General features: G+C 30.0%; 19 protein-coding genes. 17 read left to right on the top strand and 2 right to left on the bottom strand.

What is annotated here, in order from left to right; all coding sequences use genetic code 11:
• Positions 1-138 precede the first annotated feature (138 nt).
• The 15 genes from ABD715_RS02855 to ABD715_RS02785 all read left to right on the top strand — a co-directional run bounded on the left by ABD715_RS02855 (position 139) and on the right by ABD715_RS02785 (position 17,958).
• Positions 139-1,134 (top strand): SDR family oxidoreductase, encoded by a 996-nt coding sequence (locus ABD715_RS02855; protein WP_344786559.1) that lies wholly within the window; start codon positions 139-141, stop codon positions 1,132-1,134.
• Between the two features lie 9 nt (positions 1,135-1,143).
• On the top strand, positions 1,144-2,523 hold the full coding sequence (locus ABD715_RS02850) for a nucleotide sugar dehydrogenase (RefSeq protein ID WP_344786558.1): 1,380 nt from the start codon (positions 1,144-1,146) through the stop codon (positions 2,521-2,523).
• Positions 2,524-2,529: 6 nt separating this feature from the next.
• The gene (locus tag ABD715_RS02845) at positions 2,530-3,813 is read left to right on the top strand and encodes a nucleotide sugar dehydrogenase (protein ID WP_344786750.1); all 1,284 of its coding nucleotides are present in this window, start codon (positions 2,530-2,532) and stop codon (positions 3,811-3,813) included.
• 16 nt (positions 3,814-3,829) lie between these two features.
• Positions 3,830-5,359: an oligosaccharide flippase family protein gene (locus tag ABD715_RS02840; protein ID WP_344786557.1), complete on the top strand. Its 1,530-nt coding sequence runs from the start codon at positions 3,830-3,832 to the stop codon at positions 5,357-5,359.
• Positions 5,352-6,689, top strand: coding sequence for a Coenzyme F420 hydrogenase/dehydrogenase, beta subunit C-terminal domain (locus tag ABD715_RS02835; protein WP_344786556.1), 1,338 nt, complete (start codon positions 5,352-5,354; stop codon positions 6,687-6,689). Before ABD715_RS02840 ends, ABD715_RS02835 begins: the two co-directional genes overlap by 8 nt.
• A 230-nt stretch (positions 6,690-6,919) precedes the next feature.
• Positions 6,920-8,035: a polysaccharide pyruvyl transferase family protein gene (locus ABD715_RS02830; protein WP_344786555.1), complete on the top strand. Its 1,116-nt coding sequence runs from the start codon at positions 6,920-6,922 to the stop codon at positions 8,033-8,035.
• 1 nt (position 8,036) lies between these two features.
• On the top strand, positions 8,037-9,017 hold the full coding sequence (locus tag ABD715_RS02825) for a glycosyltransferase family 2 protein (protein ID WP_344786554.1): 981 nt from the start codon (positions 8,037-8,039) through the stop codon (positions 9,015-9,017).
• 61 nt (positions 9,018-9,078) lie between these two features.
• On the top strand, positions 9,079-10,089 hold the full coding sequence (locus ABD715_RS02820) for a glycosyltransferase (protein WP_344786553.1): 1,011 nt from the start codon (positions 9,079-9,081) through the stop codon (positions 10,087-10,089).
• Positions 10,090-10,136: 47 nt separating this feature from the next.
• Positions 10,137-11,207 (top strand): polysaccharide pyruvyl transferase family protein, encoded by a 1,071-nt coding sequence (locus ABD715_RS02815; RefSeq protein ID WP_344786552.1) that lies wholly within the window; start codon positions 10,137-10,139, stop codon positions 11,205-11,207.
• A 3-nt stretch (positions 11,208-11,210) separates the two neighbouring features.
• Positions 11,211-12,182: a glycosyltransferase gene (locus ABD715_RS02810; protein ID WP_344786551.1), complete on the top strand. Its 972-nt coding sequence runs from the start codon at positions 11,211-11,213 to the stop codon at positions 12,180-12,182.
• A gap of 2 nt (positions 12,183-12,184) precedes the next feature.
• Entirely contained in the window at positions 12,185-13,315 is a 1,131-nt protein-coding gene (locus ABD715_RS02805) for a glycosyltransferase (RefSeq protein ID WP_344786550.1), read from the top strand.
• Positions 13,308-14,189: a glycosyltransferase family 2 protein gene (locus tag ABD715_RS02800; protein WP_344786549.1), complete on the top strand. Its 882-nt coding sequence runs from the start codon at positions 13,308-13,310 to the stop codon at positions 14,187-14,189. Before ABD715_RS02805 ends, ABD715_RS02800 begins: the two co-directional genes overlap by 8 nt.
• A 17-nt stretch (positions 14,190-14,206) precedes the next feature.
• A complete protein-coding gene (locus ABD715_RS02795; protein ID WP_344786548.1) occupies positions 14,207-15,361 on the top strand; it encodes an EpsG family protein in 1,155 nt (384 codons plus the stop codon).
• 324 nt (positions 15,362-15,685) lie between these two features.
• Positions 15,686-16,804, top strand: coding sequence for a glycosyltransferase (locus ABD715_RS02790; RefSeq protein WP_344786547.1), 1,119 nt, complete (start codon positions 15,686-15,688; stop codon positions 16,802-16,804).
• Positions 16,805-16,908: 104 nt separating this feature from the next.
• Entirely contained in the window at positions 16,909-17,958 is a 1,050-nt protein-coding gene (locus ABD715_RS02785; protein WP_344786546.1) for an acyltransferase family protein, read from the top strand.
• Between the two features lie 411 nt (positions 17,959-18,369).
• Here ABD715_RS02785 and ABD715_RS02780 read toward each other — a convergent pair whose 3' ends face one another.
• On the bottom strand, positions 18,370-20,256 hold the full coding sequence (locus ABD715_RS02780) for a right-handed parallel beta-helix repeat-containing protein (protein WP_344786545.1): 1,887 nt from the start codon (positions 20,254-20,256) through the stop codon (positions 18,370-18,372).
• Positions 20,257-20,880: 624 nt separating this feature from the next.
• Between ABD715_RS02780 and ABD715_RS02775 the strand changes: the two genes are divergently transcribed.
• Positions 20,881-21,489 (top strand): sugar transferase, encoded by a 609-nt coding sequence (locus ABD715_RS02775; RefSeq protein ID WP_344786544.1) that lies wholly within the window; start codon positions 20,881-20,883, stop codon positions 21,487-21,489.
• On the top strand, positions 21,479-23,242 hold the full coding sequence (locus tag ABD715_RS02770) for a NeuD/PglB/VioB family sugar acetyltransferase (RefSeq protein WP_344786543.1): 1,764 nt from the start codon (positions 21,479-21,481) through the stop codon (positions 23,240-23,242). The genes ABD715_RS02775 and ABD715_RS02770 overlap by 11 nt, the downstream gene beginning before the upstream one ends.
• Positions 23,243-23,296: 54 nt before the next feature.
• Here the strand turns inward: ABD715_RS02770 and ABD715_RS02765 are convergent, their stop codons facing one another.
• On the bottom strand, positions 23,297-24,262 hold the full coding sequence (locus tag ABD715_RS02765; protein ID WP_344786542.1) for a hypothetical protein: 966 nt from the start codon (positions 24,260-24,262) through the stop codon (positions 23,297-23,299).
• Between the last annotated feature and the right edge of the window lie 2 nt (positions 24,263-24,264).

Here is a 24,264-nt window from a genome sequence, read left to right as displayed (position 1 = left end):
CACTTTTTACCGATTAAAATCTTTCTTTTTTTAGAGCTTTGATTTTAATCGTTAAAAAGACCATTTAGTATAATAATAACTTGTGTTTAAATATTTTTTTTACATATTTGCCAAAGCTATTAACAACAAACCCAAGTAATGACTAATGACCAAGTTAAAACACTCTCTAACAATAAAATTTTAGTAACTGGTGGTGCAGGATTTATTGGCTCTAACCTTATAGAAACGTTATTAAAAAATAGATTAGAAGTTGTTTGCCTTGATAATTTCTCGACAGGAAAACGCGACAATATTGCGCCTTTTCTAAATGATGAAAATTTTAAAATTATCGAAGGAGATATTAGGAATATTGAAGATTGCCACAAAGCTTGTATAGGTGTTAATTTTATATTGCATCAGGCTGCTCTTGGCTCGGTACCTAGGTCTATTAAAGACCCAGTAACAACAAACGATGTTAATGTTTCTGGTTTTTTAAACATGCTAGTTGCTGCGCGCGATGCCAAAATAAAGCGTTTTATTTATGCAGCAAGCTCGTCTACTTACGGAGATCATGAAGCACTTCCAAAAAACGAAGATGTTATAGGTAAACCCTTATCTCCATATGCTATTACTAAATATGTTAATGAGCTATATGCCGATGTTTTTAATAAAACTTATGGATTAGATACTATTGGCTTACGTTATTTTAATGTTTTTGGAAAACGCCAAGACCCACATGGAGCTTACGCAGCAGTAATTCCTCTTTTTGTAAAACAGTTTATAAATAACCAGTCTCCTGTTATAAATGGAGACGGAAGCTACTCTAGAGATTTTACATATATAGATAATGTAATCCAAATGAATATTTTGGCATTAACTACTAAAAATAAAAACGCATTAAACACCGTTTATAATGTAGCTTACGGAGAAAGAACAAGCTTGCTAGAGCTTTCCAACTTAATAAAGCAAAACCTTATACCCTTTAATGCAGATATTAAAAAAATAGAAATTAAACATAGCGAAAACAGAGCTGGAGATATCCCCCACTCTCTCGCTTCTATAAATAAAGCAAAAAAATTATTAAACTATAATCCAAAATACAATATTAAAGATGGCTTAAACGAAGCGATTACTTGGTATTGGAAAAATTTATAATCGATAAAAATGACTGTAACAAAAATTTGTTGTATCGGAGCTGGTTATGTTGGAGGACCAACTATGGCTGTAATAGCTAAACAAAACCCAAACATTAAAGTAACCATTGTAGATATTAACCAAGCAAGAATTGATGCTTGGAACGATCCAGACGTATCAAAGCTACCTATTTACGAACCTGGTTTAGCAGAAATTGTTGAAGAGACTCGAGGTAAAAACTTATTCTTTTCTACAGAAATAGATAAAACCATTGATGAGGCAGAAATGATATTTATATCTGTAAACACACCTACTAAAACCTACGGTAAAGGTAAAGGTATGGCAGCTGATTTAAAATATGTAGAGCTTTGTGCTAGAAATATTGCTAAGGTTGCTAAAACAGATAAAATTGTAGTCGAAAAATCGACACTTCCAGTAAGAACAGCACAAGCTATAAAAAGTATTTTAGACAATACAGGAAGCGGTGTTAAGTTTGATATTTTATCAAACCCTGAGTTTTTAGCTGAAGGTACAGCAATACAAGATTTATTAAATCCAGATCGTGTTTTAATTGGTGGAGAATCTGAAGCAGCTATAGAGAGTTTAGCTAATGTATACGGAAGTTGGGTACCACAATCTCAAATTTTAAGAACCAACGTTTGGTCGTCAGAGTTATCAAAACTTACTGCCAATGCCTTTTTAGCGCAACGTATCTCTTCTATTAATGCCATTTCTGAGTTATGCGAAAAAACAGAAGCCAATGTTGATGAAGTAGCAAAAGCTATTGGTATGGATTCTAGAATTGGTCCTAAGTTTTTAAAATCGTCTGTAGGTTTTGGAGGTTCTTGTTTTCAAAAAGACATTCTTAATTTAGTCTATATTGCAAGAAGCTATAATTTACAAGCAGTAGCAGACTATTGGGAACAAGTTATTATATTAAACGATCATCAAAAAAGACGTTTTGCAGATAACTTAATTAGCACACTTTACAATACCGTATCTGGTAAAAAAATAGGTTTCTTAGGTTGGGCGTTTAAAAAAGACACCAACGATACAAGAGAATCTGCTGCTATTTATGTTGCAGATCACTTATTAAACGAGCAAGCAAATATATCTGTTTTCGATCCTAAAGTATCTAACGAGAAAATGCAATCAGATTTAAACTATCTTAACACACGCTCTGAAGAAGAAAACAGTAAGCTTATACAAGCAACAGACTCCCCATACGAAGCTTTAAAAGATGCACATGCTGTTGCCATTATGACAGAATGGGATGAGTTTAAAACATACGATTGGACACGAATTTACAATGACATGAAAAAACCGGCGTTCATCTTTGATGGTAGGAACATACTAGACAAAGCTGAAATGGAAAAAATAGGTTTTGAATACGCTTCAATTGGTCAATAACACATGATGTTAAAAAATAAAATAGCGGTTATAGGTCTGGGTTATGTGGGCTTACCACTAGCCCGACTATTCGCTACAAAATATGCTGTTGTTGGTTTTGATATTAATAAAAAACGTATATCAGAATTACAACAAGGCAAAGATGTTACTTTAGAAATAGAAGACAACCTTTTAAAAAAAGTAATAAAAACATCACCCGATGCTAATTTAGGCTTATTTTGTTCTTCTAATCTAGACGATATTAAAGACTGTAACTATTACATAGTAACAGTGCCTACACCCATCGATAAAAATAACAGACCTAATTTAACACCACTTTACAATTCAAGTAATACTGTGGGCTCTGTATTAAAAAAAGGAGACACCGTTATTTACGAATCTACAGTATATCCTGGAGCTACAGAAGAAGACTGCGTGCCTATTTTAGAAAAAGCAAGCCAATTAAAATTTAATACCGACTTTTTTGTTGGCTATTCTCCCGAGCGTATTAATCCCGGAGATAAAGAACATACTATAGATAAAATATTAAAAATAACCTCGGGCTCCACACCAGAAATTAGTGTAAAAATAAACGACCTATACGCTAGTGTAATTACCGCAGGCACTTACCTTGCTCCTTCTATAAAAGTTGCCGAAGCAGCAAAAGTTATAGAAAATTCGCAACGCGATATTAATATAGCCTTTGTTAACGAGCTTGCTAAAATATTTAATTTGTTAAATATAGACACACAAGCAGTTTTAAAAGCAGCAGGTACAAAATGGAACTTTTTACCTTTTAAGCCCGGTTTAGTTGGTGGCCATTGTATAGGTGTAGATCCGTATTACTTAGCACAAAAAGCACAAGAAGTTGGCTACCATCCAGAAATTATTTTAGCTGGTCGTCGTGTAAACGATAGTATGGGGCAATATGTAGCCTCGCAAGTGGTAAAATTAATGCTTGAAAAAGACATACAAATAAAAGGGGCACGTATACTTGTTTTGGGTATTACCTTTAAAGAAAACTGTCCAGATGTTAGAAATACCAAGGTTGTAGATTTAATTCAGAATCTAGAAAGCTACGGGACTTCTGTGCATGTCACAGACCCTTGGGCAAATATTGATGACGTTAAAAAAGAGTACAACATCCAAGCAACATCGCATATTGATGCGAACCAAAAATTTGACGCCATTGTTTTAGCAGTTTCGCATAAACAATTTACAGGTTTAGATTTAACGTCTAAATTAAATAAAAATGGTGTGTTATACGATGTTAAAGGTGTTATAAAAGAGAGTGTTAATGGTAAATTATAATAACAAATATAAATAAATGTCAAGCTCAACAACAATTGCAAAAAACACAATGTTTCTGTATTTCAGAATGTTCTTGACTATGGGCGTTGGTTTATATACTTCCAGACTGGTTTTGGATGCTTTAGGTGTGGTTGATTATGGAATTTATGGTCTTGTTGGAGGTATAGTAACCATGTTTGGTTTTTTAAACTCTGCAATGGCATCTGCTACACAAAGGTATCTTTCATTTGATATTGGTAGGAATGACCTAGTGCGCTTACAAAAAACGTTTAATGCCACTTTAAACATTCATTTTTTAATTGCATTTATAGTTTTACTATTAGCTGAAACCATAGGTTTATGGTTTCTAAACTATAAATTAGAGATTCCTGCTGGACGAATGGCTACTGCCAATTGGGTATATCAATTCTCTGTTTTTACTTTTTTACTTAATATAATTCAAGTGCCTTATAACGCATTATTGGTTGCACGGGAGCACATGAAAGTATATGCTTATGTAAGTATTTTAGAAACTATTTTAAAGTTGATTGTCGTTTTAGTTTTGGTACGATCAGATACAGACCGCTTGATGCTTTATGCAATTTTAATTTTTAGTGTGTCCTTTATAATAAGAATGGCTTATAAGATTTATTGCAAAAAGAAATTCAAGGAATCAGTTTTTAAATTCTATTATAACAAAACCTACTATAGAGAACTGCTTAGCTATTCTGGATGGAATTTATTTGGAAATATAGCTGCAGTAGCAAGAAACCAAGGGAGTAATATTTTGCTAAATTTGTTTTTTGGTCCTGTAGCGAATGCCGCATTCAGTTTAACTATGATGGTGCAAGGTATAATTGGGAGTTTTGTAAGTAATTTTCAAACAGCTGTTAATCCTCAAATTGTAAAAAATTATTCTGTAGGAGATACGCAAGCATCATTAAACTTGATGTATAAGAGTGCAAAATTTTCATTTTTTGGAATGCTCATTCTGGTATTACCCTTTCTCTATAATATCGATTATGTAATGAATCTTTGGTTAAAAGAAGTTCCTCTTTATGCTATTGATTTTATAAAGTTAGCATTGGTTTATTCTTTAATTGAAACGATTTCTAATCCTCTTATGAGTGGATTGCAAGCAACAGGAAAAATTAAAAGATATCAAGTTGTAGTAGGTAGCTTAATTTTTCTAAACTTGCCTATAGCTTGGATTATATTAAAAACAACACATACTCCTCATAGCTTTTATTGGAGTTTTATTAGTATTTCCATTATCTCATTATTCGTTAGACTGTATTTTATTCAAAATTTAATGAAAGTTAAGATTGTTTCATTTTATAAAGAAGTGATTTTAAGAATTGCCTTAGTCGTTTTGGGTATAATTTTTATTCTTTATCCCTCTGGCTCATATTTAATAGAAAATACTAATTTCTTTCTATTCATATTTAAAACTCTAATTATTACCATCCTTACAATTAGTTTTATTATTACACTAGGTATGAATAAAGAGGAAAGACAATTTTTAAAAACTAATTTTAAACGTAAAATTCTAAGAAGAAATGAATAATAGTATAGCAGACATAGTAAACAATGATTTGTGTGTTGGTTGTGGAATTTGTGTTTCTGAATCAAAATCATCCAAAATGATTTGGAATCAATATGGTTTTTTAGTGCCTAAATTAGATGATTCCTTTAATGAAACAGCTATCAAAGTTTGTCCTTTCAATACTTCGCCAGAAGACAGCGTACGAGACGAAGATCATTTGGCTAACATTTTCTTGAAAGATGCCAAAAATATAGATGATAAAATAGGCAAGTTCGAAAATACTTATGTTGGTTACTCAAAAGCCAATAGAGAAAAATCATCATCCGGAGGACTTGCTACCTATATATTTGAACAATTATTAAGACGAAAAATTGTTAATCATATATTTGTTGTAAAACAAGTTAATGGAACTTATGCTTACCAATGGTTCAATGAAGCTGAACATATTCTAAAAGTGTCAAAAACGCGCTATATTCCAGTAACACTTGAAAATTTATTTAAAGAAATTGATCAAAAGGACGGTAAAGTGGCTGTTTCTGGCGTTGCTTGTTTTACAAAAGCCATTCGTTTAAAACAGCATTACAAACCAGAGTACAAAGAAAAAATTCCATTTATAGTTGGTATTATTTGTGGTGGTCTTAAAAGTAGTTTCTTCTCTGATTACTTAGCTCAAAAATCTGGAATTGAGGGAAGTTATTCAAAACAAGAATACAGAATTAAAGATCCTGCTTCTAATGCTGTTGATTATTCTTTTGGAGCTTTTAATCAAGAAAATAAATTTTACCAAATGAAAATGAAGACTGTTGGTGATATGTGGGGAACTGGTTTATTTAAAGCAAATGCTTGCGATTTTTGTGATGATGTAACAACAGAATTAGCAGATATATCTTTAGGAGATGCTTGGTTAGACCCTTATACAAAAGATGGAAAAGGCACCAGTGTAATAGTTTCTCGAACTCAATTTGCAGATCAAATAATTAAAGAAGGAATTTTAAAAAAGGAACTTTCTGTCACTACTTTAAGCCTAGATTCTTTTAAAGCTTCCCAAGCTGGAAGTTTTAAGCACAGGCAATTAGGAGAATCATTTCGACTAAATAAATTAAAAAAATCAAAATCCATATTACCTTATAAAAGAAAACGAATGTTAAAGTCTATTCCTATGGAGTTCAAAATTGTTCAAAATGCTCGAATGACAATAAGAAAGGCAAGTTTAGAAATATGGAAAAACACCCAAAAATCTGAGCTATTTGATCTAGAGATTTTACCTTATAAAAAAAGATTAAAACGAAAGACTAGATGGTATCATAGAATTCAAAACTTAAGATTAAAATTAGGATTAAAAAAACTTTAATGGAATTAATAAAATGTTACGATAAGTTAAAAGATTTAAAATTATTCCTGCTACTATAATCCTACTATTAAGCAAGTTTAATTCTCTGTATTAAAAAATACATGTCATAAAATAACTTTCGATGCTTTTAATCAAAATATTAATAAAAGAATAAAGTAAAACTTTTACAAAAATACCATGCAATATATAATATTTTTAAAAATTCACGTAGCATAACTAAAACAAAAAAAATGAAAATAGGAATTTTAACATTACCCTTACATAAAAATTATGGTGGACTATTACAAGCCTATGCACTTCAAAAACATCTTAAAGACTTAGGACATGATGCCCATTTAATCGATATTAAGCATAAGCAGTCTGAACAATCGCTAAGTTTAAAAATTAAAATATATATATATAATTTAATAAATGGAAAGTCGCATCTTAAAAAATATCAACCTAAAGTTGAAGCTCCTGTTCATGATTTTAATAACCGCTATATACAACCAAAAACTAAAATAATTAATACTCCAGAAAAGCTAGAAGAGCTTAACAATATGGGGTTCAATGCCATAATAGTTGGTAGCGACCAAGTTTGGAGGTTAGAATATAGTAGCGACTTAAAATACAATTACTTTCTAGACTTTATAACAAATACTTCTATAAAGAAAATATCGTACGCAGCATCTTATGGAAAAGCCATATGGGAAGACCATAGTATAATTAACGAGGTAAAATCTTTATTAAAAAAATTTAATTCTATTTCAGTTAGAGAAGACTCTGCACAAGACTTAACCAAAAACCTTTTTGAAGTTGATGCAGAACACGTTTTAGATCCTACAATGCTTATTAGCAAGGCTCAATACATCGAATTAATAGAACAAGAAAACACACCAGATAGCAAAGGCACTTTATTAGAATACTTTTTAGATGAAAACGATTTAAAACTTAGTGTATCGTCTCAAATAGCCAAACTTTATAAATTAAAACCTTTTACTGTAAATGGTAAGAACATTTCAAAAATGCCTATTTCAAAACTAAAAACCTATAAATATCCTTCTGTTTTTGAATGGATAAAAGGGTTTCATGATGCAAAATATGTAGTAACAGATTCTTTTCATGGCACCGTATTCTGTATTATTTTTAATAAACAGTTTATATCTATAGGAAATAAATCTCGAGGGGTAACACGTTTTTCTTCTTTATTGAAAAAATTTAATTTAGAAAATAGGTTGGTTCTTTCTGCGGAAGATGTTAATAGTAACCTTTTAAATACTAAAATAAATTATGATGAGGTTAATAAAATATTAGAAGAACAAAAGAAACTATCTACATCTTTTTTAGTTAAGAGTTTAAATGTTTAATATGAAAAAGCCTTTAATATCAATAATTGTCCCTGTTTATAATAGTCAGAATTTTATAGAACAATGTCTTAAAAGTATATTAAACCAAACTTTTACAGATTTTGAAGTTTTACTTATAAATGATGGTTCAAAAGATAAAAGTGGATCTATATGCGACAGTTATATTAAGGATAACCGAGTAAAAGTTCATCATAAAAAAAATGGAGGAGTAAGTTCTGCCCGTAATTTGGGTTTAGAAAATGCGACTGGAGAATGGATTACTTTTGTTGATAGTGATGATTATATTCATTTAGACTTCTTAAAAAACTTTTGTGAAAGCATCAATAATAAAAATGATTTCATCCTTCAAAAGGTAGTAAGGTTTGATGATAATAAAAGCAATGAAATTATAAGTTATTTAGATACGGAAATGGATCAAATAAATTTTTTAAATAATTACTCTTTACACCCTTATTATTCTGCTCCTTGGTCTAAATTATTAAAAAGAAAGATTATTAGTGATAATAATATTAAGTTTGACCCAAAAATAGCGTTTGGTGAAGATGCTTTATTCAATATAACATATTTAAAATATTGTAATTCTATAAAAACCATTAATAAAGTTGGCTATTATTATAGAGATACACCCAATGGGTTAAGCAAAATCAATTTTAATTTTGAGAATGATAAATATCTATTCCATAAAATAAAATCAAAACTACTAGAGTATGTACCTGAAAACACAGATGCAAACAAAAAAATTTTAGAAAAACAATTAATTTATGTCTGTGGTAGAGTTATAAATTCGATATATGCAGGTAAAAAAAAGAATGACCTAACTAAAACAAGTAGTTTATTAAAAGATTTTTTTATTGAAAATGAATATATTATCTATCATTTATATAGAAAATCAAAAGGGTTAGGTTTTATTTTATCTTGCTTATTAAAATCTAAACAAATCTTTTTAGCAGATAAACTTTTAAAGCACATTATTTTCAGGTAATGTTTAAACCAAATAATAAAATATTCAAGGTTAATTTATTATAATGCAAATATTGAATAAAATGAATCCTAAAGTTTCTATAATTATCCCAATATACAACTCTTATAGCTTTTTAGAACGTTGTTTTAGCTCTTTAGAAAACCAATCTCTCAAAGATCTTGAGTTCATTCTAATTAATGATGGTTCTGTTGATGATTCTGAAAGTTTATGTCATATCTATAGCAAAAAAGACGAAAGGTTTAAATATTATTTCAAAGAAAACGGAGGTCTATCTTCCGCTCGAAACTATGGTTTAAATAAAGCTAAAGGCGATTATATCTTTTTTTTAGATAGCGACGACTATATAGAAGCAGAAACCTGTAACACTCTTTATAAGTTAGCTGAAAAGCAGAACATTGATTTGCTAAATTTTGGATATAAATACATCTATAATGATAGAAGCGAAAAAAGAAACTCAGTTTTTCCTAAAAATAAAATCATAACTAGAGATTATATTTTAGATAAACTAAAAAGAGATACTGTTAAAAATAAATTACTTTGGTTTAGCACCACATATTTTTATAAAAGAGCCTTTTTAAGCAAACACCACCTAACCTTTAACCCATCTATTTTGTTGGGTGAAGATTCTGAGTTTAATTTAAGGTGCTTGCTTAGTGCAAAAAGACTTTACAGTATAAATGACCATTTTTATAATTATGTTTTTAACACTAACTCTCTAACTCAAGCCAATTATAAACATAACCTTTTACCTAAGTTTTATTCCCAATTTGAATCAAGATTAGCTGTTCACAATAAATTTAATTTATTAGAACCAGCTTATTTATTAGAAATCTCTCGAAACTACATAGAACACTCTCTTTTCCAGATTTTTAATAATATTTACAAAAACAAAACTAAGGTTTTAAATCCCCTAAGCGAATTAAAAAAAATAAGAACCCATGAATTATATAAATTTTGCTTTAAACATTATAAATTTTCAAACTCTTGTGGTATCAAAAAGAAAGTTTTAATCTTTTTATTTAAATATAACTTTCTAGTTATTTTAAATTCTCTTTTGAAGAAAAGATTTTAAGCTATAATTAATTAGTATTAATTAATATCATAAAATATAAATAAGTCATGATTTCAACACTCAAAAAAATGGTATCTATTGATGCTAAAATAAAAATGCATCTTTTTTACCATCAATTTAAAAAAATAGAACAATTCTCTTTAAAAATAGATAATCTAGAAGCTAAGCAAATTTATATTTTTTTAGCTGCAGACTATGGTAACCTAGGCGATGTGGCTATTACTTATGCGCAAAGCGAATATTTAAAACAACATTTTCCAGATTACATTGTTACAGAAATCCCTATTAGTCAGACTACAGAAGGTTTAGCCTTAGTAAAAAAAGTGATTAAAAAAGGGGATATTGTAACCACTGTTGGTGGCGGAAATATGGGGGACCTCTACCCACTTATAGAAGCTTTTAGGCAAGCGGTAATTAGTAATTTAAAAGGAAATAAAATAATATCATTTCCTCAAACCATAGATTTTAATACATCAAAAGCAGGGCAAAACGCCTTAAATAAATGTGTAAAAATCTATTCAAGTCATCCAGATTTAACTCTAATAGCGCGAGAACATAAAACATTCGATTATTTTAAAAAACATTTCCCTAAAAACAAAGTCATTTTAACTCCAGATATTGTATTGTCTCTTAACAGAACCGAGCCTACTTACAACAGAAAAGGGGTTTTAATATGCTTACGAAACGATAAAGAGAAAAAACTAGATGCTAGCCAAGAAAAAACATTAAAAAATTATTTTAATACGCAATTTACCTCTGTTAAAGAAAGAGACACCCATATAGGTGGTAAAGAACTTTCGTTTACTGCTAAAATAAGTGCCCTAAATTCTATTTGGGACGATTTTAGAAAAGCAGAACTCATTGTTACAGACCGTTTGCATGGTATGATTTTCTCTTATATAACAGGCACACCTGTACTTGTATTTTTAAATAACAACCATAAGGTAAAATCTTCTTATTTTTGGATTAAATCTGCACCACACGTGCGTTTAATGGAAGAATTTTCTATGGATAAAATCGAAGACGCTATAAAAGATTTAAAAAGCATAGATAAGGCAGTAACATTAAAAAACATGTTGCCTTTATACACCGAAATAACAAAATCTGTTAATTTGTAAACCATGAGTACTCCCATCCTATCCATCGTAATTCCTGTTTATAATGTAGCACCATACATAGAAAAATGTGTATTAAGTTGCATACATCAAGATATACCACGCGACCAATACGAAATTATTATGGTTAACGACGGGGCAACAGATAACAGTTTAAGTATTTGCGAAACATTAAAGGCAGAATTCGATTTCTTAAAAATAATAAGTCAAAAAAACAAAGGTTTAAGTGGTGCCAGAAACACAGGTTTAAAACATGCGGTTGGTAAATATGTATGGTTTGTAGACTCCGACGATTGGATAAAAGAAAAGACCCTAAAATCTTTAGTGGATGCATTACAAACTGATACCGATATTATTTGGCTAGGTCACGATGTTTGGGAAAACGGTGTAGCTACAAAAACCTTTACTCCAAAACAAACAGCAGGTGCCATATCTGGTGCTGCGCTCTTTACCAATCATTTAGATAACCTTTTTTATATCTGGAAATTTGTTTACCGCAGGTCGTTTTTAAATACCAACCATTTAACTTTTCTAGAAGGCATACTTTACGAAGATTTAGAGTTTACACCAAGGGCTTTGCTTAAAGCAAAAAAGTGTACTACAATTTCTAAAACCTTTTACCACTATTTAATAAGGCCTGGTAGTATTGCTACCAATGTTAAGCCTAAAAATATAGAACACCGCTTTTTAATTTTAGATAAATTAAATGCACTTATAGACTCTGGCGTTAGCGATTTATTTAAAAAAGGACTCGTTAAGGTTATATTACACACTGCAGACTCTACCATAAGGTTGGCGTCTAGGTCGCATGTAAAATTACCAACAAATGCTATAACCCTAGTAAAGTCTTTTAAAACGAATAAAAACTATAGCAGCAGCATACAGTCTACCAGCTATAAGCTTATGGTTAATTACCCAAAGCCCTATTACTCTTTATTTAAAATGTACCATAGCCTAAGGTCTATTATTAAAAAATAATTATGAAAAGAATATTACATGTTGTTGGCGCCATGCCTAGAGCTGGAGCAGAATCTATGGTAATGAATTTGTATCGTGTTATTGATAAAACACAGTACCAATTCGATTTTGTATACTTTACAGATAAAACTTGCGATTTTGATGATGAAATTATAGCCTTAGGCGGAAAAATATATAGAATTCCCGATAAATACTCGAATAAAGCTCTTGCTAGAACCTACCAATTGTATCGGCTTATAAAAAACAATAAACCCTTTCATGCGGTACATGCTCATCAATTATTTAGCAATGCTTTTCATTTACTAGCTGCTTATTTTGCAGGTATAGACATGAGAATAGCACATTCTCACAATACCAGTGATGCTAATAGTAAAAGCCTGTTTGGTAGGCTATATCAAAACTTTTCTAGAAAACTTATACGCTTAGTAACCACAAACTATATTGCCTGTGGCGATCTAGCTGGAAAATACCTGTTTCCAAAGAGCAAAAACATTGTATTTATTCCCAACGCTGTCGATATTCATAAATTTCTCGATGTTAAATCTAAAAGAGCACATACGTTTTTTAAAAACGAAAGCATTACTAAAAACACGATAATACTATCTCAAATTGGCAGACTTATGCCCGTAAAAAACGTAGAATTCTCCATAGATTTTATGTCGTTTTTAAAACAAAAAAATATTGATTTTCATTTCTTTATTGTTGGACAAGGAAAATTACAATCAAAATTAGAAAATTTAGTCGCTCAAAATAACCTTACAGACCACATTACCTTTTTAGGAGTTCGGTCTGATATCGATTTAATACTAGGACATACAGATGTATTGCTTATGCCCTCTTTTCATGAAGGATTTCCTGTAATACTTGTAGAATCGCAAACCGCTGGTGTTCCTGCTCTTATTTCTGATGCTATATCTAAAGAAGTAGATCTTGGACTTAACTTAATTAATTTTCAAGCTCTTAAAGCCAATTTTGAAACCTGGGAAATCGCTCTACAAGACATTTTAAATAAGTCTGAGTGTTACGATAACTCGAAAAGGCATCATGTTTTAAAAGAAAAAGGGTTTGATATTGAGGTAAGCGTTAAGACTTTAGAAAACATCTATAATAAAAAAAACACATCTAATGAATAACCAAAAAACTTTAATTAGTATAGGCATACCGTTTTATAATTCTGAAGCTTACTTGGGCTTTGCCATTAACTCTGTTTTAATGCAAACCATAAGCCATTGGGAACTTTTTTTAATGGATGATGGCAGCACAGATAATTCTTTAGAAATCGCAAAAGAATATGCCAAAAACGAGCCTAGAATACACGTTATAAGCGATGGTAAAAATAAAGGTTTGCCTACCAGACTTAATGAATTATCTGATTTGGCTACAGGAAGTTATTATTGCAGAATGGATGCCGATGATATGATGTTTAATAACCGTTTAGAAATACAACTCGCCTATTTTAGGGCACATCCCGAAACCGATTTATTAGGTACGGGCGCTATAGCCATAGATAATAATAACCAAATTCTTGGTTTAAGAAAAGGTGAAGCCAACAAGAAAGTACAACTACACGAAGTTTTTAAAGGGGCTTGGGTGTTACACCCCAGTATTATGGGAAAAACTAAATGGTTTAAAGAAAACAGATACGATGTGTCTTTAAAAAGAGCGCAAGACTACGATTTATGGTTACGTACGGTACAAAAAAGTTGTTTTGCAAAATTAAAAGAACCCTATCTTTATTATAGAGAAGCTAGTACCTCTACCATAAAAAAACATTTTGTTGCAGTACAGCATTTTATTAACTTAATTTGGAAAAACGTTAGTATTTTAGGTTTTTTTTCTGCTTTAAAAATAACTATTACTAGCTTTATAAAGTTAAATATATACATTTTATTTTGGTTATTTGGTCAAACTCCTGTGCTAATTGCAAGACGGTCTCAAGACTTAGATGAAAAAAGTTTAATATATTACAAAAAAAATATTTTTAATATTGCAAATTATAAGCGCTAGGCTGTTATAAATTTAGTATGAATTCTATTTTAGAAAATTTAACAAACAACGATTACAATAACTTTTATGTATGGCTAATAGGTTGTTTTGTAATTTTTGGTTCTTTAATTCTTTTAGCTTTACAAAATAAACCAACCATTTCGCTTATAAGAAACGATAGAAATATTCTTATTTTTCTAATTACCATACTCATACTATTTGCAGGTACCCGAGCTGTAAATATTGGTACAGATACTTCCAATTATTATAACTATGGTTTTTTAAAAGGTATACACATTTCCAATTTCTTTGATTTTATAGAAAGGTTAGATACCGATTTTTTCTTTTCTGTAATTATGTTTTTAACCTTTAAACTAAAAAGCTTCTCATTTTTTTTGCTAACCGTAGCAATCATTATGAATATTAGTTTTTATCGCTTTGTTAGAAAGTATACCAATTATGGCGAATCTGGGAGCAGCTTGCTTCTTTTTCTTATGATTACCTGCTCGTTTGTGTTTCTAAACTACGAAATTAATATTATAAGAAATGGTTTGGCCATTCCTTTTGTTCTATTTGGTTTGCTCTACCTAATACAAAAGCAATATAAAATAGCTGCGCTATACCTTATTACCTCTTTCTTTTTTCATAGAACCTCTTTAATTCCCATAGGCTGTTTAATAATGGTTTTAATTGGCGAAAATGTAAAAATAAAATATTTTATTATAGCTTATGTTATGGCAATAGGCTTGGCATTTTTAGGCTTTGGGTTCGATAAACTCGCATTTTTAGCTTCTCTAGGTGGCGAAGATGTTCAAAATTTAGCCTTTACAGGAGAAACGACCTATAGGGTAGGTTTTAGAATAGATTTTGTGTTTTATAACTCTATGTTTTTGTTTTTGTTTGTAAAGTTTGGCAATTTAAATAGCAGATTGAATGTCTTTTTAATTAAGTATTTTATCGTGTCGTCTGTCGTGTTTTATTTTAATTTTAATATTCCATATTCAGACCGTATTGGTGGGTATAGCTGGTTGGCTATTCCCCTATTATTATTTAGTACTGTTAATAGCAGTTTCCCTAGAAACAAATATACTATTATGGCATGGGTTACAATTTTTTACTACACCTTCAACCATATTATTTTACCCCTTATATCTGGTAGCGGAAGTAGCGATGGACCTCCACACCATCACTAACATATGTTATAAAAATGATACCTAAAAAAAGAACAAGCTAATCTATAAGCAAACACCAATAACAAACAAGATTTTTTTTAAATATTTAATAACTTGATTATATGAAGTTTCAACGAATAAATCATTTAGTTTAAACCGAGTATTATTATTTTAGCTGAGTATATTTAATACTTTACCAAAAGTTGTACGTGATTACAAAACAAAAAATACAGATAATTACAAATCAAACATACCTTGTTTTTTGAAACACTAAATAGCCCTATTAATTATAATCAAAGAGAAACCTATAACAAGGTTCTTGAGCAAATTAAAACACCAAAATAAATGTCTCGTAAAATTCTTTTTACTGCTTCTATAGCACATCATTTTAAAGCTTTCCATTTACCATATTTACAATGGTTACAAGAACAAGGTTACGAAACCCATGTGGCTTGTAACGATGTTATCGATTTACCATATGTAGATAAAATTTGGCATATTGATTTTGCTAGAAATCCGTTTTCTTCAAAAAACATTAAAGCATACAAACGATTAAAGCATATAATAAACACAGAAAATTATAGCCTAATAAATTGCCATACCCCATCGGCTAGTGTGGTTACGCGTTTAGCAAGTTTAAAAGCAAGAAAAAAAGAGACCACTTTAATTTATACAGCGCATGGGTTTCATTTTTATAAAGGTGCACCATTTGTGTATTGGGCTTTGTTTTACCCTGTAGAACTCTTATTATCTAAGATAACAGACGCCATTATTACCATAAACTCTGAAGATTATGAGTTAATTAAAAAAAATGGCGCAAAAAGCACAGATTATTACTTAATTCCTGGTATTGGCGTAAACAAAGCCTCGTTTCATCCGGTAGATAAAAATACCAAAATGGCATTAAGAACAGCTAAAGATTTTCCGTTAGATAAAAAAATATTGGTTTACGCAGCAGAATTTATTCCTAGAAAAAACCATAAATTTATTATAGATAGCGTGTTGCAATATCCAGAATTGTTTGCAAATACCTTTATTATGTTTGCAGGAAGTGGTAGAGACGAAGCGCAATTAAAAACATATACTGAAAATTTAAAGCTTAGCGACACTATAAAATTTATTGGCTTTAGAACCGATATTCACGAAATTTATAAACTATCAGACATTGGTATATCGGCTAGTAAACAAGAAGGTCTACCCATAAATCTTGTTGAAGAAATGATGTGTGCATTACCGCTTGTTGCACCTGTAGAGCGAGGACATAAAGAGATTATAGACCATGGCGATAATGGCTTTTTATTTCCTCAAAACGATAAAAAAGCCTTCGCTAACGCGATATATAAATTAAATACTGACGAGAAATTATCTGAATCATTCTCGAAAAATGGAGTTATAAAAGTCAAAAAATTTGAACTATCTAGCAGTCTAAAAGCAGTAACTAATATTTACAAAAATTACCTGTAATAAGACTAGCTTATCATTTTATAAAAAACAAAACAAGCTTAGTACGAAGAAAAAAAGATAACAAATAATGTTAACATAAAATAAGTCAGTTTAACATAGCAACAATGGGAAAACAATTACCAAATTTATATGCAATAAGATTTATACTAGCTATATTAGTAGTTATACATCACATTCCAGAAACATCAAACAATGTAAGTCTACCGTCTTTTGATGGCTTGCCTTTATTCCACAAGGGAAAGCTTGCTGTGCTCTATTTTTTTACTTTATCTGGTTTTTTAATTATAAGACTTATCTATTTAGAACTGTCTACAAAAAAATCATTTGACTTTAAAAACTTTTATTTAAGAAGAGTACAAAGGTTATACCCTGTATATTATCTGGTATTAATTATTGGTTTTACCTTTTACAATTTTATTTTGCCCGCTGCGGGCATTCCTTACAACATTGAATACCCTTGGGATGAATTTTTTATTGGTTATGTGTTTTTGGCTCCCAATGTTATTGCACATTACTATAAGGTTGGTGGTATACTTAATATACTTTGGAGTATTGGTGTAGAAGAACAATTTTATTTATTTGCTCCATTTTTAATCTATTTAGGCAGACGCCACATTATTTTAACACTAAGCATATTGCTTACTATATTAGTAGGTATTGCTCTGTTTTACTTTGATTTTTATGCCTTTAAAAATTATTATTTCTATTTTGTTTGTGGTGGCCTATTTGCTGTATTATTCGAAAAATTTAAACTCGATTTTTTTAAAAATAAAATAATACATATAACAGTCTATGGCTTATTTATTATTTCGTTTTTAACCAATTATTTAATTTTCGAATCAGTAAAATTCACGTTAATATTTAATATGGTTTTAAGTGCTTTATTTATTTCTTTAATAGCTTACCATCCTCTATTTATTATAAAATCGAAGCCTTTAAATTATTTTGGAAAAATATCTTATGGCATATACATGTACCATATGATTGCGTTGGTTGTTATTTTGTACTTTTTAAAGAAAATAGATATTGAGAACTATTTAAACGACACCTCTGTAATTATTTTGATAAACGCAGTATGCATTGCTGCAGCCATTTATATATCGCATTTGTCTTATAAATATTTTGAAAAACTATTTTATAAACCTAAATATTAGTTAAAAAAATAATACAAAATTAAGCAAAGACCAATTCTATAAACCTCAATATTTTTTATCAAATTCAAGATTGTTTTTTCTTTGTGTGCTACAAAGACTTCTAATCTGATTTTAAGAAATGAGTATATACATATTTGACGCCAAGTATTTATTAAAGTTATTCTTTTATTGGCAGAAATTGGAGAATTGGCGGTTTAGACATGTAAAGTTTCCTCTTATCTGGTCTAAAAAATTGATTAATGTCGTTTTCTGTGCATAACACTAATTAATTAATTCTTTAGATTCTGTTAACCTATTAAGTGCTAATCGCTATGACGTTATTAAATGTAAAAAAAGCTTCATAATTTTTTAAATTATGAAGCTTTTTTTTGGTATGTTAACTACTTACTATGTATAGTATAGTTATATAACTTAATTGATTTTCAAAATATTATTACTGCTTATTAACTCCATTTTTACATTGGATGTTATTTTGCTAAACTCTATATAATTAGCATTTTTTAAATAAATTGTATTTCCGCTATTGGCAGAATTAAAGGTGCAATCATAAATTTTTAAATAACCAGTTGAATTAGTATTGTAACCTTGAAAATCAATAGGTCTGTAATTTACATTATAAGTCTCGTTGTACACAGATACGTTTTTACTAGAGCCTCCGCGCGAACGCAAACCATAGCTGTAGGTTTTAGAAGAAGTAAATGTATTATCGTGTATTTCTGTATCCACTAAATTACCTATCCACATACCAGCTTCGCAGTCTAAAACTTCGTTATTATAAACATTAAAATCTTCACCTGAAAATGATATTCCATTTTGATAACCTGCTATTTTATTACCATAAATGTTATAATTAAAATTCATTTCGTCCCCAAATGGATCTTTCCTTTGGGTTATATGTATGGCTCTAGGGTAAGATTTGCCATTGTTAACTCTTGCTTTAAAATTATTGTGGCGTATAGTTATATTATAGGCAGCTATATTACCTATCCACGAATCAAAATTATTATTTTCTATAACTACATCGTTACATGTATATAAAAGAACGTCTCCATCATGGTTATTTTCAAAAGTTGAGTTTTTTATGGTTATATCTTCATTTAGCGCTGTTTGCCTTAATGTACCATCATCATTTCTGTACCTAATAGCTTCCAAATCGATACCAAACCTTGGCTCTACTCCTGTGCTACTGTATATTTTAGTTCCTGTATTGTTATAAGCCTGAGATCCATTACCTGTATCTTTAATAATGCAATTATCTATAACAATATTTCTGCCATCTAAAAAACTAATACCATTACGTCTTGCTCCAGAAACCACACAATTTTTAATTAACGCATTGTTTGTTTCTTTTTTTCCAGGATATAGCGTTCCATCTGCCTGTCTAAAGGTTTCTTCATGCAACATAATACCATCACCACTAGGGTTGCTAAAAAAAACATCTTCTACTACAATATTTTCTGTACCTATAATGTATAGCAAAGATCCCCATTCGTGTGTATCACGATTAACTCCATGCTCATCAAAAACAGAACTGTAATCGTGCTCGTAACGGTCTCCTATTAAATTACCACCTGTAATGGTTACATTATCTACAAGAAAGGTACTTAACAAGGTATAAAACGGTGCCGGATTAGGTTGCACTCTTAAAAAGGTTTTATCTGTCATTTTTAAATGAAAATCTTCTGGTAATCTAATAGAAGCTCTGGCATTAGCATCTCTATTCATTCTATATAAATCTACTTTAAAAAAAGCATCTAATGCATCAATTTCAAAAACCGAAATCCCTAATTTTTTTGCTTGGTTAATAACCGTTTGTAAAATCTCTTTATTTTTTAAAGCCACATCGTCTGCCACCTTACCCTCTACAATACCCCAACGTTCTGGGTCAAAAACAAAGTTAGCGTCTTTTAATTGTGGTTTTGTACCACCTATAGTTAAGCTAGAATTTAATAATTGTCCAGAAATAATACTGTTGCTAGAAAAATTTAACGATCCATTAATAATATCGCCTCCTTCGTAAACAATAGTTACATTTTCTGGTAAATTTATGGTTTGGTTACCAAGGTCCATAACACAGTTAATAATAATGGTACTGTTGGCAACTGCGTCGCTAAAATTAAAATCGCATGGCGCTGTAGGGTCAATAGTTACTTCGCTAGAAGCATCTTCTTTGTTTACGGGTTCTTCTTCTGCAATTACTTCTTCAATTTCTTCTACAAAAATATCCTCTTTATTACAAGAACTAATAGAAAAAACAAAAAGAAACACAAAAACAAACGTGTTGAAAGTAGGTTTCATAAAATAAAATTTTGATCTGGGGTTCATAATATACTTACAAGATTAAAAAACATTTTAAATAAAACCGTTTAAATGAGCACTTTTTTCGATGAAACACAATGTGATAATTTAAAAAATCGATTAAGTGTTTGATTTTACCGTTAAAATGTTTTTATCATTAACATTAAAAACAGTATATACGTTACAAATAACACTTTGGACTTCGAGATCGTTTTTTAATTATCGGGGCAAAAATAGTAGAAAAAACCATGTTATAAAATATTGTTAATAAAAAATAACAAACTATTGTTTAATAATTAATTAGCTATACATATTAACATAATTTTTAGGCTGACAACACACCACAATCTAAGTCTAATTATAATATTAAAATTAAGCATAAAATAGGGTATAAAACATTTTTAAACTAATAGCATAAACCAGATATAAATACCTATTTCTGTTAAAAAACTTAGTTTATAAATAAACGTATGGGCTAAAAACTATTTATGCATGTATAAATAGTTTTTAACCGATTTTAAAAAAAATCAAATAATCGATAAAAAGGCAACTATAATCGTATTTAATCTTTATAAAAATTGAAATGCAATACATTTACTTTTTAAATAATATTGCCCTATTAATATGTATAAAATTGTAAAACGCCTTTTTGATTTTTTAGCAGCAGTAACTGCTTTAATACTATTGTTTCCTATATTTTTTATTGTTTTTATTTGTTTATTAATATCTAATAATGGTAAAGCTTTCTTTTTTCAAAAGCGTCCGGGTTTACACGGAAAAATATTTAGCATTATTAAGTTTAAGTCTATGAACGATAAAAAGGATGCTAATGGAGAGTTTTTACCTGATAACGAAAGAATAACTAAACTGGGGTTATTTGTTAGAAATTATTCGCTAGACGAGATTCCGCAATTAATAAATGTTATTAAAGGCGATATGAGTATTGTAGGCCCTAGACCTTTATTACCAGAATACTTGCAACATTATAATAGTGAACAAAAAAAGCGACATAATGTAAGACCAGGCATAACAGGTTGGGCACAGGTTAAAGGACGTAATTCTATTTCGTGGAAACAGAAATTTGAGTATGATGTATGGTACGTAAATAACATTTCTTTACTGCTTGACATAAAAATTATTTTACTTACCATAAAGAAAATTATTATTCCAGAAGGAGTTAATAACTCTGATAGTACAACTATGTATCCCTTTATTGGAGAAAATGAGCAGTAAAAACATTCTTATTATTGGAGCATCGGGGCACGCAAAAGTTGTTATAGACATTATTGAGCAACAGAACACATATAAAATTGTTGGCCTGGTAGATTCTTTTAAACAAAATAAAACAAAGCTTTTTAAATACCTTGTACTTGGAAAAATTTCTGATATTCCGAAACTGGTTAAAGCCTTTGATATTCATGGATGCATTATTGCCATTGGAGATAATTGGACAAGAAACCAAGTTAAAGAGAAAATAACTTTGGTGCAACCAGACTTATCTTTTATAACTGCTATTCACCCAAATGCCATTATTGGTAAAGGAGTTACTCTAGGCGAAGGCACTGTGGTAATGCCAGGAGTTATTGTTAACGCAAAGTCTGAAATTGGTAAACATTGCATTTTAAATACAGGATGTATTGTAGAGCACGAAAATAAAATTGGAGACTTTTGCAGCATAGCGCCTAGCGTTACTCTAGCTGGTAATGTTAGTATAAACCATAACACAGCCATATCTTTAGGTGCTAATGTTATAGAAGGAGTTAAAATTGGTAAGCATAGCATAGTTGGAGCTGGTGCTTTAGTTAATAAGCATATTGGCGATTTTAAAGTGGCCTATGGTATACCTGCCAAAGAAATAAGGGATAGAAAAGAAAACGAAAAATATTTAGGGTTAATAAATTGTTTTAAAGGTAAAACATACGATTTATGTTTATATAAAATTGATAATGCTACAGATATCATAAAATATAATAAAATAAAAGACACCTTTAAAAACCAAAGTGTTTTTTACTCTCTAGAGTATTTTAATAGCAACAAAGACTCTAAAAAGTTATTTTATTTTGTTTTAAAACAAAACGACAAGCCCTTAATTTTAATGCCTGTTTACCTGAGTAAAATAAAAAGTACTCTTTTGAATGAGGATTATTACGATGCCATTTCGCCTTACGGTTATAGTGGCCCCTTAATTAAAGATAAGGTTACAAGCGAGGGTTTAAAGTTTTTTTGGAACCATGTAGATAGTTGGTATAAGAAAAACAATGTGGTTACCGAGTTTGTTAGGTTTAATTTAGAAAATAATTACAAGCAATACACAGGGCATTTAATGCCTACTTTAGATAATATTAAAGGGGTTATTAAACCTTTTGATGAATTGTGGTCTAACTTTAAACAAAAATCTAGAAATAACTATAGAAAATCTGAAAAAAGCAATTTATCTATAGCATTTTATAAAGACGACAATATTACAGAAGATATTATAATGTCCTTTTATAATATTTATATAAGTACAATGAAACGTAATGTTGCTAGCGACATTTACTTTTTTCCTGTCGAGTATTTTATAAACTTGATTAAAGGCAACCCAAACCATTTAGTTATTGCTATTGTTTATAAAGATGATGTTGCTATTTCTGCAGAGCTTATTATTGTAAGTAACGATACCCTTTACTCCTACCTTGGTGGCACGCTAGCAGAATACTTTAGCTATCGCCCAAATGATTTTTTAAAAATAGAAGTTATGAAATGGGCTATTAACGAAAATATAAAGTTTTATGTACTTGGTGGCGGAAGAGAAAATTGTGATGGGTTATACCAATACAAAAAATCGTTTTTTCCAAAGGATGAAGATGTTACCTTTTACACGGGTAGAAAAATTGTAAATCCTAAGATTTACGAAACTTTAATAAGTGCTATTAACCCAGAATGCGTTGGGAAGTCTCTAGAAAACAAAAGCATATATTTCCCGTTATACAAAAAGCCTTGCTAATTAAGACCTAGCAGTTGTTTTCTTAAATTATTGCTGTATTAAATTAAAGCACATTTAATGCGGTGTGTTTATTTTTTTTATAAGATAATCGCTTATTGATTGAGCTATTAACGTTCTGCCATGATTGTTCCAGTGTTGATCGTAAATTAATGTTGTTGGTGTTTTAGACTTATTTAGTACTGCACCAAAATCGATATATTCAAAATTATTATCTTTAAGATAGTCCATGAAAAAGGGAGGTGTTTCACTGACACTAATAAGCAATACAAATCGCGATTTATCGTAACCATAACGACTAATTAAACTTTTAAAATTTTTAAGATATCGCGCATGATTATCTACCTGATTTGTTTTCTTTTTTTCTGCTCCTGATCCTTTTTTATTTTTAAAAAAAGAAATTATTTTACCCGGAAACTTTTTAACAGGATCTAAAATTCCAATATTTGAAGCATAACCTAATAATTTTATTTTCCTTAAGTTTTGATATAAAGGCGCCTCTAACTTCATTCTATCGTTTACAACTTTATAATCTCCACGCAATAAATCGTCTCTATACCTAAGCCCTAAAATAACATGATCTATTTTATCAAAATCTTCTTTGTAGGCATTTACAAGGTGTATTTGGTCTGCAAAGTCGTAACCCGCATAACCATATTCATACACATCAACATTATTATTCATGTTGTTTTCAATTTTTTTACCTAAAGAGTTATAATAATCTTGATGAAAGCCTTGTATAAAAGAATCGCCTACCAAAGCGACTTCTACCCTATCATAACTTGGTGTATATTCTCTGTAAGAATTAAAACCAGAATTATTAATATGATATTCTGAAAAATTTTGCCTTCTATTACCTGTTACAGAAAACCCTGTTTGATTTGGTTTCCATTTCTCGACCTTTAGCGCATCTACAAATCGCGACGGATTATCTTTACCTAAATGCAATACACGCACAAATAACTCTAAACATATTAGAATTAAAATAATGTAAACGCCTGTTTTAAATAGTAACTTGACCATAA

The sequence above is a fragment of the Postechiella marina genome, assembly GCF_039538365.1.
Classification (GTDB): Bacteria; Bacteroidota; Bacteroidia; order Flavobacteriales; family Flavobacteriaceae; genus Postechiella; species Postechiella marina.
The sequence above is the reverse complement of the archived record's forward strand: the minus strand, read 5'-3'. Positions and strand labels throughout refer to the sequence as shown.